At 39.0% G+C, this 13,525-nt stretch carries 10 protein-coding genes and 1 pseudogene; 8 read left to right on the forward strand and 3 right to left on the reverse strand.

What is annotated here, in order from left to right:
- Positions 1-62: 62 nt before the first annotated feature.
- The 7 genes and pseudogenes from ABIS04_RS11095 to ABIS04_RS11125 all read left to right on the forward strand — a co-directional run.
- Positions 63-1,286 carry a hypothetical protein gene (locus ABIS04_RS11095; RefSeq protein ID WP_350431098.1) on the forward strand — a complete coding sequence of 408 codons (1,224 nt, stop codon included), beginning with the start codon at positions 63-65 and terminating at the stop codon, positions 1,284-1,286.
- 11 nt (positions 1,287-1,297) lie between these two features.
- Entirely contained in the window at positions 1,298-1,693 is a 396-nt protein-coding gene (locus tag ABIS04_RS11100) for a phosphate ABC transporter substrate-binding protein (protein ID WP_350431099.1), read from the forward strand.
- Between the two features lie 203 nt (positions 1,694-1,896).
- The gene (locus ABIS04_RS11105) at positions 1,897-4,074 is read left to right on the forward strand and encodes a M3 family metallopeptidase (protein ID WP_350431100.1); all 2,178 of its coding nucleotides are present in this window, start codon (positions 1,897-1,899) and stop codon (positions 4,072-4,074) included.
- Between the two features lie 1,387 nt (positions 4,075-5,461).
- Positions 5,462-6,175, forward strand: coding sequence for a gluconate 2-dehydrogenase subunit 3 family protein (locus ABIS04_RS11110; protein WP_350431101.1), 714 nt, complete (start codon positions 5,462-5,464; stop codon positions 6,173-6,175).
- A gap of 2 nt (positions 6,176-6,177) precedes the next feature.
- The gene (locus ABIS04_RS11115) at positions 6,178-7,950 is read left to right on the forward strand and encodes a GMC family oxidoreductase (RefSeq protein ID WP_350431102.1); all 1,773 of its coding nucleotides are present in this window, start codon (positions 6,178-6,180) and stop codon (positions 7,948-7,950) included.
- An 11-nt stretch (positions 7,951-7,961) separates the two neighbouring features.
- A complete protein-coding gene (locus ABIS04_RS11120; protein ID WP_350431103.1) occupies positions 7,962-9,272 on the forward strand; it encodes a cytochrome c in 1,311 nt (436 codons plus the stop codon).
- A gap of 208 nt (positions 9,273-9,480) precedes the next feature.
- Positions 9,481-10,134, forward strand: a pseudogene (locus ABIS04_RS11125) (2',3'-cyclic-nucleotide 2'-phosphodiesterase); the annotation flags it as partial.
- Positions 10,135-10,458: 324 nt separating this feature from the next.
- Here ABIS04_RS11125 and ABIS04_RS11130 read toward each other — a convergent pair.
- Positions 10,459-10,884, reverse strand: coding sequence for an AAA family ATPase (locus ABIS04_RS11130; protein ID WP_137227470.1), 426 nt, complete (start codon positions 10,882-10,884; stop codon positions 10,459-10,461).
- A 43-nt stretch (positions 10,885-10,927) separates the two neighbouring features.
- The gene (gene cobB, locus ABIS04_RS11135; RefSeq protein WP_137226851.1) at positions 10,928-11,659 is read right to left on the reverse strand and encodes a Sir2 family NAD+-dependent deacetylase; all 732 of its coding nucleotides are present in this window, start codon (positions 11,657-11,659) and stop codon (positions 10,928-10,930) included.
- Between the two features lie 352 nt (positions 11,660-12,011).
- On the opposite strand from cobB, the gene fur reads away from it, so the two are divergent.
- On the forward strand, positions 12,012-12,443 hold the full coding sequence (gene fur / locus ABIS04_RS11140) for a ferric iron uptake transcriptional regulator (RefSeq protein ID WP_137227469.1): 432 nt from the start codon (positions 12,012-12,014) through the stop codon (positions 12,441-12,443).
- 88 nt (positions 12,444-12,531) lie between these two features.
- Here fur and ABIS04_RS11145 read toward each other — a convergent pair whose 3' ends face one another.
- Positions 12,532-13,458 carry an AEC family transporter gene (locus tag ABIS04_RS11145; RefSeq protein ID WP_350431104.1) on the reverse strand — a complete coding sequence of 309 codons (927 nt, stop codon included), beginning with the start codon at positions 13,456-13,458 and terminating at the stop codon, positions 12,532-12,534.
- Positions 13,459-13,525 lie beyond the last annotated feature (67 nt).

Below are 13,525 nucleotides of genomic sequence, written 5' to 3' on the forward strand. Positions count from 1 at the left end.
CTGTACCAGAAACAAAAATATAAGCCCAAAGGGCATATGAATGATGAACAAGGAGTAACACCATGCAATTTAAAGTAACAATATTATCAGTTGCCATATCAGTGGCAATGATTCCAAGTTTAGCAATTGCAGATGAAGCTGCTGATGCTAAAATAGCTCAATTAGAGCAACGAGTTCAAGCTTTGCAGTCGCAACAAAATGCAAGCCTAGCTGACAAAGTTAAACTTAATGGTTTTATCAGTGGTGCTTATATCAGTTCCGATAATGATGCAGGATATAATAATGCAGATACGGGTGCTAACTTCACTGAGGAAAGCAAATTCGGTCTGCAAGCAACATTTGATATTTCTGACAATACTCAAGCTGTATTACAGCTAATGATGCGCGGTAAATATGATTGGGAAGTAGAAGCTGAATGGGCTTATTTATCACACCGTTTCGAAAATGGTATTAAAGTCCGTGGTGGTAAATTACGTGTGCCTTTATTCATGTATTCAGACTACTTAGACGTCGGTTACGCACAACCATTCGGACGCCCACCAGTAGAAGTTTACGGCGCGGTACCGTTCTCGTCATACACAGGTGCGGGTGTATCATATGATGTTGATTTTGATGACTCAACTCTAACAATGCAAATGTTTGGCGGCGAATCAACAATTAAAGCTACTGGCACTGATGTCAGTAATTTAATCGGGGCAAATGTTAACTGGACAGATGAAACATGGACTTTACGTGCTGTTTACGGTCAAGCTAAATTAGATGGAGATCTTAATAGCGAGGTAGATGTGACGTTAGCACCTGGCGTGGTAACTAAAGCAGACTACACGGTTTTGGAGCTGAATGACGAAAAAGGTACCTTCGCTGGTGTGGGCGCAAGTTACGATAACGGTGAATTTATTGCAGTTACAGAGTTGACTCGAATTGAAGTCGATAACGTTAGCCCAGATACTGATTCTGGATATTTAACATTAGGTTACCGCATAAATGAATTTACGCCTTATGTCACTGTGGCTTATATGAAAACTCAAGATAACGAAGAACGTTTACCAGTATCAGAAGCGGCAGCAATACAAATGGTGGCATTCAATGCTGAACGTATGGCCTATAGCTTAGGTTTACGTTGGGATGCAATTGATAACTTAGCTATTAAGTTTGATGTCACTTATGCTGATGATTTTGGTGACACCTCTGGCGGATTCTCGGGCAACAGCATCGACACAACAACAGGTAAATTCACTTACGATGACACCTTGATTTACACGGTTAAATTTGACGCAGTATTCTAAGGAGTGTCGAAATGAAAACGTTATTCAGTGTATTAGCACTAAGCTTGTCTGCCATTGTTTCAGCAAACGCTGCCGTAGTGGTTATTGGCAACAGCGCTTCTGGCGATATGTCAGCAAGTGATGCAAAGAAAGCCTTTTTAGGTAAAGGCAACTCATCTGTTGTGGTTTATGAACTTGAAGAAGGCAACGCCACACGCAGTGAGTTTCACCAAGCCGTGACTGGTAAGTCTGATGCCCAACTTAAAGCATTTTGGTCAAAACAAGTCTTTACTGGTAAAGGGACTCCACCGACAACAGTTCCTAATGCTGCTGCGATGAAATCAGCGGTTGCCAGCAATCCCAATGCTATTGGTTATATTGACGAAGCAGATGTTGATGCCTCAGTAAAGGTAATTTTAAAGCCTTAATATAATGTGTTTTTTTAAATCAACAAACCCATTATAAAAAAACCGAGCAACCTAAGGGTGCTCGGTTTTTTTGTTACAAACTAATCACAAAATAGTGAATAAAAATAGGTAGTATTTACTCTGAAAAAAACATAAATATCAAATTAAGCTCGTTAACAAGTCGCTTTATTGCGACTAAAGGCTTAACATAAAAAGGAAAAACTATGAAGGGCTCATCCCTTAAACCACTTTTCGCTGGTATTGCCGTTGTATTCGCTTTAAGTGCATGCTCTTCCCCAACGGCAGAAACAACCACTGAGATGGTTTTATCTGTAACGCAAATAAAACAGCAACATGCCGACAATCCATTTTTTAAACCTTACGGCACATTTTTCGAAATACCTGATTTTGCAAATATCACCACAGATGATTATCTTCCCGCTTTTGAAGCTGGTATGGCTGAACTCCAACAACAAATTAGTGTTATAGCAAACAATCCACAAGCGCCAACATTTTCCAATACGATTGAAGCGATGGAGTTTTCAGGTAACTTATTAACCCGTGTAGCCAACGTCTTCTTTAATTTAACCGGAGCAGATACAAACGACGAACTACAGGCCATATCCAAACAGATTTCACCTAAACTATCATCATCACAAGATGATATTTACCTTAATGACAAACTGTTTAAACGGGTTAAAACCGTTTATGAGCAACGTGATAACTTGCCGCTTAATACTGCACAAGCTAAGTTACTCGACGATACATACAAATCATTTACCCGCGGCGGCGCCAATTTATCTGCAGATGATAAACTGAAACTTCGAAGCTTAAATGAACAAATTGGTAAGCTAAGTCTAACATTCGGCGACAATGTATTAGCCGAAACCAATGACTTTCAACTTATCATCGATAACCAAGATGATTTATCTGGTTTACCAAAAGATGTGATTGATACGGCAGCACGCAAAGCGACTAGACTTGGCCATCCTGGCAAATGGATTTTCACACCTCATCGCCCATCAATAACACCTTTTTTGACCTATGCAGATAATAGACAGTTGCGTGAAACACTTTATAAAGCGTATGTTTCTAAAGCCAATAATGATAATGAATTCGATAACAAAAAAGTGCTCGCTAACATTGCCTCATTACGAGCGCAACGAGCTCAACTTATGGGTTATCAATCTCATGCTCATTTTGTGTTAGAAGAACGTACAGCTAAGACCCCAGAAAATGTTTATGGCTTATTAGATAAAGTGTGGCCAGCTGCATTAAATCAAGCTAAAAATGAAGTGGCCGATATGCAAGCACTTGTCGATGCTCAAGGTGCAGGCTTCGCCATAGAAGCATGGGATTGGTGGTACTATTCAGATAAAATTCGAGTGGCAAAATACAGTTTTAATGAGCAACAAACCAAGCCTTACTTTTCACTTGAAAGTACATTAAAAGGCGTGTTTTACACTGCTAATCGTTTATATGGTATTACCGTAAAAGAACGTACAGATTTGCCCAAATACCACCCAGACGTTCGCACCTGGGAAATATACGATAAAGATGGTAGTTTGATGGCGGTATTTATGGGGGACTATTTTGTCCGTCAAAGTAAACGCGGTGGCGCATGGATGAACTCGTACCGCCGTCAATATAATATGAACGATGTTGAATCAAAACCCATTGTCGTTAATGTACTTAACTTCCCACGCCCTGCCGGCAACGAACCTGCGTTATTAACCTTTGATGAAGCAAGTACCCTGTTCCATGAATTTGGCCATGCCTTACATGGCATGTTATCAAATGTGGAATATCGCTCACAATCTGGTACCGCTGTGCCCCGCGACTATGTTGAGTTTCCTTCACAAGTAATGGAAAACTGGATGACGCAACCAGAAGTGTTGGCCCAATTTGCTAAACATTATCAAACGGGTGAAGTAATACCACAGTCATTGATTGAAAAAATTCAAGCTGCAAGCCAATTCAACCAAGGATTTTCCACGGTTGAATACATGGCGGCAACCTATTTAGATCTTGATTGGCATTCGCTGCAAGATAGCAACGTTCGTGATGCGGCCAAGTTTGAAATGGCCTCATTAAACAAAATGGGATTGATTAATGAAATAGCACCCCGTTATCGCAGTACTTACTTTTCACATATTTTTGCAGGCGGTTATTCGGCTGGATACTATAGCTATCTGTGGTCAGATATTCTCGGGGCCGACGCCTTCGAAGCCTTCAAAGAAAATGGCATATTTGATCCTGAAACCGCACAAAAGTTCCGTGACAATATTTTATCCAAAGGTGGCAGTGCAGACCCTATGTTGTTATATAAACAATTTAGAGGAAAAGAAGCCGGCATAGAACCACTGTTACGCAGCAGAGGTTTATTAAAAGACAAATCTTAATATTTTGACTTAACTCTTTTTTACAATATTATTCGTGATGGCTTTTGTAGCATTGCGAATTTTTTATCATTAAAGTTAAAAAATTCCACTTTAAAAGACAATTTACATTTAACGGTATTTATCACAACGAATAAATTTTGCATATAGCAGTCCGCTTCTACTGAAAAATCACACATTTAATATTCATTAAAACAATCCCCTTGTCACCCATCATCTTTGATGCTGGTTAATTGTGCAAACAGACTCAGTTTTTCAGTTTAAGGCGCATTGTTGAAAAAATGGTTGTTCCCTTGTAAAACAATACAACAAATAAAAGGAAAGCCTGAGTGGCTCCCAAGGACAGATTTTTGCACCTTCTATGCTGCTTAATAGGATTTTGACGTACGGCTGCATGGTCTATTTTTTCCTTACAAAAACATATTCCCACCATCCATAGCGGTCAGATGCAGGAGATAGAGCAACGCAGGAGCTGTTGCCGAGAACAACTCTATGCTTATCCTATTACTGGCCAAAAAGGCGCAGAACGCCCGCTGAATGACCAGATAATTTTTTGAATAAGTATATTTAGGGCTTCACCACAATTGATTCATTAATTATGCTTATAATACGAATTTTTTCATTTTATTATTAATATAGGTAAGGAATGCTAACATTGCGTAATAGACTTAAATGAAAAGAATTCGCCTCGGGGCCTGACTCTACATATACACAAAGAAAATGGGCGCCCTTTAAAAATTAGAATAAACTTTCTCTAGGCCAACTTATTAAAGGTATCAAAAATATAAGTGGGAATAGGTTAACTTAACTAGCTATAAAAATGATATGATAATATGATTTAAATAAAACAACTTCTTTATATTAATAAAAGTTATATCTTATTAAATTAAGTTTCTAATGAGTGAAAAATGATAAATACTAACAGTCTTCACGCTAATCTAATTAACAGCGAAGGTGCTGATCAGCGTTATATCTCCATAAAAACAATAAGTTAATCATATGTACGTCAGCTTAACTATTTAAATTACAGTTAAGTTTACATTCTGACACTTCCGTGATTATCTTTAAATATCAGTTTATTCTTTAATTTATAATTTTATCAACGTTATAGCTAATGGCAAAATCTAGCTGGTACATTAATAATGTTAAATAATTTATAAATATTATTACTTTTGTTACATAGATGAATTAAATAACACCGGGAATTTACAAAAGCACTCAGTTAAATAATTATTAATCGAGAATAATCATATTAACTCATTAATGTATTTATTAGCTTAGCCTGATTTCGTATACTGATTGAAAACACTATATTTATTATTCTATATAGTAAATATAGTGTTCTATATTGGTACGGTATCTATATTGGTACGTTATCTATTTAGGAAAGATGATGAATATAATAAAACCGCTAAACAACTCCAGAAGAAAATTTTTAAAAGAAGCGACAATCGCTATTTCAGTAGTCGCTATGGCCCCGAATCTAGTTATACCAACCCTTGCTCAACCTTTAGATATTGATTTAGGGGAATATAAACCAAGCTACTTTTCTGCTAATGAATGGGCATTCATCCTAGCAGCAACCGATCGCCTTATACCTGCAGATGCTACTGGACCCGGTGCTTTAGACACTAATGTTCCGGTATTTATTGACAAGCAAATGCAAGGGAGATTCGGTAACGCTCTAGATTGGTATATGCAACCGCCATTTTTATCTGCTAAACCAGAAATGGGCTATCAATCATCTCTTACACCTGCGCAAACCTACAGACAAGGGATTAAAGCAACAGAAGATTACTGCCATCAAACCTATCAAAAATCCTTTGCAGAACTATCAGACAGTGAAAAAGACATGGTGCTTAGTCAGTTACAATTAGGTGAAATTCAATTTTCTGATCTTAGCTCAATGCAGTTTTTCTCTTTCTTATTACAGAATACCAAAGAAGGCTACTTTGCAGATCCTATTCATAGCGGCAATAAAAATTTAGCGAGTTGGAAAATGATTGGTTTTCCAGGGGCTAGAGCCTCATTCAAAGAATGGGTAGCTTACCCTAATGTTGAATACCCACTTGGACCTGTAAGTATTGAAGGAGAGAGGGGATAAATATGATTCGTCAAAATAAACCTGTAGATGTTGTACTAGTAGGACTTGGTTGGACAAGTTCAATTATGGGAATGGAAATGACTGAAGCGGGTCTAGAGGTACTCGCTCTTGAACGTGGTAAAGATCAAAATACTGTACCCGATTTTGCTTATCCTCAAATGGCAGATGAATTGACTTATGGAGTACGTTATAAATTGATGTCAGCCCCTGCTGACAGCACAGTAACCGTTCGCCACTCATCTCAAGATGTTGCCGTACCTTATCGTCAGTTAGGCTCCTTTTTACCTGGTAATGGCGTTGGTGGGGCCGGAACTCACTGGAATGGTCATACTTGGCGACCAATGCCAGAAGAATTACGTTTACGCAGTTATGTAGAAGAGAAATTTGGTGCCGATATTATTCCTGAAGATATGACAATTCAGGATTTTGGAGTCTCCTATGAGGAATTAGAGCCTCATTTTGATTTCTTTGAAAAGATTTTGGGTGTGTCAGGTACAGCGGGTAACATCAAAGGTGAAATACAACCCGGAGGCAACATATTTGAAGGCCCTAGACAAGCACCTTTTCCGCTTCCCCCATTACAACGAACCCTCAATGATACTGTTTTTGAAAATGCAGCTAAAATAAAAGGTTTTCACCCATTCCCTCTGCCTGCAGCCAATGCATCGGAAGCCTATAAAAACCCTTATGGAATGCAATTAGGCCCTTGTAACTATTGTGGATTCTGTGAACGTTATGGGTGTATTAACAACTCAAAAGCCTCTCCTCAAACTTGTGTGTTAGGTGCATTAAAGCAACGTAAAAATTTCTCATACCGAACTGGGTGTGAGGTGATCAAAATCAATAAAGACAGTTCTGGTAAAAAAGCAACTGGCGTTACTTATATTGATCCCAATGGTGACGAAGTCTTTCAACCCGCCAATTTAGTCATTATTGGTAGTTACGCTTATCACAATGTCCGTTTATTATTATTATCTGAGATAGGTAAACCTTACGACCCTGTCAGTAATACAGGAGTCGTTGGACGTAATTACGCTTATCAAATGGTCGGTGGAGCAACGTTATTTTTTAAAGACAAAAACTTTAATCCATTTATTGGTGCGGGTGGCAATGCTACCGTAATAGATGATTTTGGTACCAATCAAATTGATTTTAAAAAAGAAGGTTTCATTGGTGGTTCGTATATTTTTGCCGCAATGACAAACGGCCAGCCGATTAGGAATATGCCTTTGCCCTCAGGAACTCCGAGCTGGGGAGCTGAGTGGAAAAAGGCCGTTAAAGCTAATTATGGTCATACTATGACGATAGGAACACACGGTTCCAATATGTCATATAGAGATTGTTATTTAAGTTTGGATCCAACCTATAAAGATAAACATGGCTTGCCAATGTTATCGATGACTTTTAATTGGAAAGAAAATGATATCCGCATGACTCAATTTATGAAAAAACAAATTGAAGGTATCGTCGAGGTTATGAAGCCTGATCATGTAGATTATAGTTTTAAAGACTTTGGGTCTGAATACGATGTCCGTCCTTATCAAACCACTCATAATGTTGGCGGCGCTGTTATGGGCACGGATCCGGCAACGAGCGTATTAAATCGCTACCTACAAAGTTGGGATGTACATAATGTATTTGTCATGGGATCCAGTGCGTTCCCGCAAAACATTCAATATAACCCAACAGGGTTAGTCGGTGCGTTAACCTATTGGTCTGCGAAGGCAATTCGAGAAAAATATTTACCTAACCCTGGCCCATTGGTACAAGTATAGGAGCAGTGAACATGAAGTTATCATTATTCTCATTACTAAGTTTGGCAATAGCAATGGGGAGTTATAGTAGTACGTCTATGGCTCAAGATTTACAGCAGGATCTCATTAAAAAAGGGGAATATTTATCTAATGCTGGCGACTGTGTTGCTTGCCATACCAGTGAAAATGGTGAAAAATTTGCTGGCGGAAGAGCCGTTGACAGCCCTTTTGGTCCCATTTACTCCACCAATATAACCCCAAGTAAAACGGCCGGGATCGGTAATTACACATACGAAGAATTTGAACAATCTTTGCGGCACGGTATTCGTGCAGACGGTGCTTTTTTATACCCTGCAATGCCTTATCCTAGTTATCAAAAAATAACTGATGAAGATACTAAAGCCATGTATGCGTATTTCATGCATGGGGTTAAAGCTGTCGATGTTGAAGCGATAGAAACATCTCTAAGCTTTCCTTTTAATCAACGTTGGGGGATCCGTTTTTGGGATTGGGTAGCGACAGATGATGGCGCATTTGTGGCTGATCCTAAACAATCGGAAGAACACAACCGTGGGGCTTACTTAGTTCAAGGGTTAGGTCATTGTGGTAGTTGTCACACACCAAGGGGCATTATCTATCAGGAAAAATCTTACGACCATGCTAATAAAAGCTTCTTATCTGGTGCAGATATTGGTATTTGGCATGCTCCAAGCTTGCGTGCAGGAAACAACACCAATTTAGAACATTGGTCTGTACAAGATCTAATGGATTACTTTAGCACTGGACGAAATTATTATTCAGCAGTAGCAGGTGAAATGACCGATGTTATTCAATATAGTTTAAGTCACTTAACTAAAGATGATTTGCACGCCATGGCAATTTATTTAAAAAGTCAATCTGGCCAGAAGAGTGCAAAAAGCGAAGACACTTCTGCCCCAGGAAACACCACAAAGTTACTTAATTCCGCTAAGGTTGATATTAACTCCGGTGCACGATTGTATTTAGATAATTGTAATGCATGCCACTTTACTGATGGTGCGGGTGCCCCACATGTTTTCCCACAACTTGATGACAATTCTTTGGTGAATGCAGAAAATCCAGATGGGTTAATTCATATCATCTTAGCGGGCGCACGATTACCCTCAACAACGAATGCCCCTGAAGCAATCGAAATGCCCGGCTTTGGTTGGCGGTTAAACGATAAGGAAGTTGCGACATTGGCGACATTTGTTCGTCAATCATGGAGAAATAATGCAACAAAAGTTGACGCTGATGAGGTTAAAGAAATAAGGCAAACAATCTCCAGTGAAGTATTAAATAAAAGTGCACCTCAAGTTTATTGATAATTCATATTAACAAAAGTTATGGGTAGTATGGTTTTTAAACGTTAATTTTAAACCTACTACTCCATTTCTATCTGATAAATATAAACCTTTCTATTGTTGTAGATTTATCTTAACAATAAGTGGGTCAAATTATGAGGGATCCCCACTTATTTAATAGGATGTTTGTGATTCACTTATTAAATGTTGAAGCATCTTAATCGCTGTTGAATTAAAAAATTGGTTAGAATGTTCCGCTAATCAATTTAATCAAATTGACCCAAGCGTCAGTGCACCACAAAACCTGATTAATCGCACTGGTCATCCAACCTATAACTTCTACGTCATAGATGGCTTAACTTACAAAATTGATGACACTCAACCGACTAAGTTTGATCGCAATTGTGAAGTGGTTGATGCTGATGCCAATCGCATTGTCGACTTAGCATATACCGCAGCTGATGGAACGGTTATTACTGGTGATGAGTTAGCGACAATGTCTTTTGTAGTCGCATCAAATAACTACCGTGCCTTTGGTTGCTCATTTGCGAGCACGGGTTCTGACCACGTAGTGCTTGAACTACCAGACACTAACCGTGATGCACTATCTGCTTATATCACTGTAGAATCACAACCTAATACAACTGGCGGATATGACGCTATGGTTGATCCAACCGCTGATTATAACTGGGATTTTAAAACAATCGACAATGCCACTGTTGCATTAGATATTCGTTTTGAAACTCAAGATAGTGCTGTTGCTGATCAGTTTGTTGCTGATAATCAACAACGTAAAATGGTTAAGTTACCTAAAACAGCTGATGTTGTAGCTGGCTTGGCGATTTATAGCATAGACCTAACTACACCTGTTGCTGCGAAGTAATTACTCGCGGACTAAATTCAAAAAGGCGCTTTATGCGCCTTTTTTTATATCTTTAGCGACTAGGGTCTGTTGATCTTTGCAGGTTAAATTTTGTTCGAGATAAAAACGTTTTAATCGAGGCGAGCGGATTGCTGCCTAGCAATCTAAGCTAAATTCGCTCAACAAAGAGTAAAACGTTTTTAGCCGAACCCTTCGGGCAGCGTTTGTTGGTCATTTTTACTGCGTTATCGACTTTTTATGTAGAATAACTACACCACAAAGTCTCTGCCTTGTACAAATGAACAACAATTCGCTGTAAAAACAACCTTGAAAGATCAACAGGCCCTAATCTAACTCAAACAAATGCCCCATCTTTTGAATATGTTCTAGGGGCACCTGATGTTGGTTCCGTAATGCACACAATTGTTGATGTTCAGCATTTTTGGGCTGACCCACTAACACCACTCTCACTTGATAACCTAACGCTCGAGCCGCAGCTTCATAAGCCATAAACTCCCACTTAGCAACATTAGTATTATCGCAAATCACTACAGGTTCACTACGGGCTAATGCCACAATAAAAGCCGTTAAATTAGCTTGGTGATATTGAGGAAGTTTTTGCGGATTGAACCGATACTCACCTTGATGAAAAAAATAAAAATCAGTTGAAAAGTAACCGTGCTGACGAATATGAATCGACAAGTCTGCGCCTAATGAATCAATATAATGCTCCACCCAATGTGACTTACCACTGCCTGGCAGACCACGCATAATGATCGCCACTTTCGGATTATTAGTATCACATGTTGAATGACTAGTCTGGTTTGTCACTGCCTATCACCTTGCCTGCCAAAATTTGTTCTACTAATTGTGGGACAATCTCCCCTGCTTTACCGGTTAAATGGTATTGGAACTGACTGTGCCTGTCGGCTTCGACTAAATTAACCTCTACAGTTTGCGCGCCATGGTGATTAGCTGCATCGACAAAACCGGCAGCTGGATATACGGTCCCAGATGTGCCAATGGCAATAAACAAATCACAGTGGTCTAATGCATCATGAATTCTATCCATACCAAATGGCATCTCACCAAACCAAACAATATGAGGTCGTAAACGTTTTGCCGGAATACAACACGTACAGCAATTATCGACACCAAAAGGTTCTCGTAACACAAAAGTTTGTAATGATTGTGGGCAACGCCCTTTGGCAAGTTCACCATGCATGTGTAAGAGACGCAGCGAGCCTGCTCGTTCGTGTAAATCGTCGACATTTTGAGTAATGACTAACAATTCACCATCAAATTCAGCTTCGAGTTTAGCTAAAGCAACATGCGCAGCATTAGGGGCAACGTCACCACCATTTAATTGCTCCAAACGTGTATTATAGAATCGTTCAACAAAATCGATATCTCGAGCATATCCCTCGGGTGTTGCAACATCTTCAATATGATGTTCTTCCCATAATCCATGTTGATCTCGAAATGTTTTAATGCCTGACTCAGCAGAAATCCCCGCGCCAGTCAGTACCACTATTCGCCGGTACATGTTATGTCCTTTATTGTTATTAAACACCGCTTTTATTCTGTAAATATATCTCTTTATCGTACAAGATCATCGAGCACATTTGTCAATTAATTCCCCAAATGGACATATGGTCTAGCCAATTGATCATATATTATTACCTAAGTGGTGCAATAATCCCTTAGTATAAGTAAGTTTATTGAATACCTTTTAGTGATATATCGCAAATAATATCAACATAAGTGCGTGTTTTACTAATTATTCTGTATATAAGTTGATTAAGCGCCTTAAGAGGTTTATGTTTTTAAATTCAAGACATATAATGCTTACATTATCCACCGATGAACCGATGGGTTCTGCAATCAAGAGATTAGCAATGACAGATGGAAATCAAGCGCTCAAAAAAGCCGGATTAAAAATAACCCTGCCGCGAGTTAAAATTCTAGAACTGATGCAAGAACCAGAAAATCAGCACATCAGTGCGGAAGACTTATATAAAAAATTACTTGAAATAGGTGAAGAAATTGGCCTTGCTACCGTATATAGAGTACTTAACCAATTCGATGATGCAGGCATTTTAAATCGCCATCATTTTGAAAGTGGTAAAGCGGTGTTTGAAATGTCAACACAGCAGCACCATGACCATTTGGTGTGTTTAACCTGTGACAAAGTGATTGAATTTACTGATGATGTGATTGAACGTCGCCAAGATGAAATTGCGATGCGTCATAATATTAAACTCACTCACCATAGTTTGTATCTTTATGGTCACTGCACTAACGATACTTGCGACCATGCAGATGAATAAATCTCTCCCGAGATGTTAATCAACAAAAAACCAGCGTATATGCTGGTTTTTTATTGGTTCAAATACCTGTTTGCAAGAATTCGATACTTTATACCAACCAAGTAATCCATAAGCTAAAGCTCAATATAGATAGTAATGTTGATAATACCACTGTGCTACCTAAAGTTGATTCATGCTGTTTAATCTCAGTTGCAATGAAATAAGCGTTGATACCTAACGGTGAAGCACTCAATAACACCAACATAGCCGTATTTTGTGCCGAAAGTTGAAATACCACTGCAGCCATTACGTAAACAAAGGCGGGTAACAATAAAATTTTTATACAACTGGCCATTAATGCTAAGCGCCAACTTTCACCTACTCGATAGAAACTGAGGTTGGCACCGAGTACAAATAATGCACATGCCAGAGCAGGCTTAGCTAATAGTGCTAACCCATCATCAAGTTGTTTGCCTAAATCAATGCTTAACCCATTAGCGATGATGCCAAGCCCAATACTTAACACCACTGGATTTAATACCATAGAGCGCGTAAAGCGACGCCAAGAAAACCCTTGTTGTTCCGCCCGAGCCGCTAAAACAAACGTTAACGCGAACAAACATGCGCTATGAAAAGTAATGATCATCAATACAGGCCCAATCATCGCCTCACCTAACGAAGCGGTAATAATAGGCAACCCAACTAAAACCGTATTGGAATAACTGCACCCTAAGGCGAAAACCGCACTAGCATCACGTGTTTGCTGATCACTAGGGCTGAAGTAGTGATTAAGTTGATAACCCAACGTAAATATCACCAACACAGGGAGGTAAAAAGCCACTAATGAATATAAGTCGATGCTTTGCGCTAGTGGTGCCGCCAGCATATTAGTAAATAAAAAAGCAGGGATGCAGACAAAAAAAGTGAATTTGCTAATTCCGGCAATGTGCTCTTTAGTAAAAAAGCCTTTCCAAGTTAATAAATAGCCTAAAGCCACCATAAAAATGATTGGAAAAATGATACTCATGATGGCCATAAATAATCAAACTCATGTAAAAAGGTAATAAAAAAGGCGCCTAAGCGCCTTTTATCTAGCAAGGTAA

It is taken from the genome of Shewanella sp. H8 (assembly GCF_040285065.1).
Classification (GTDB): Bacteria; Pseudomonadota; Gammaproteobacteria; order Enterobacterales; family Shewanellaceae; genus Shewanella; species Shewanella polaris.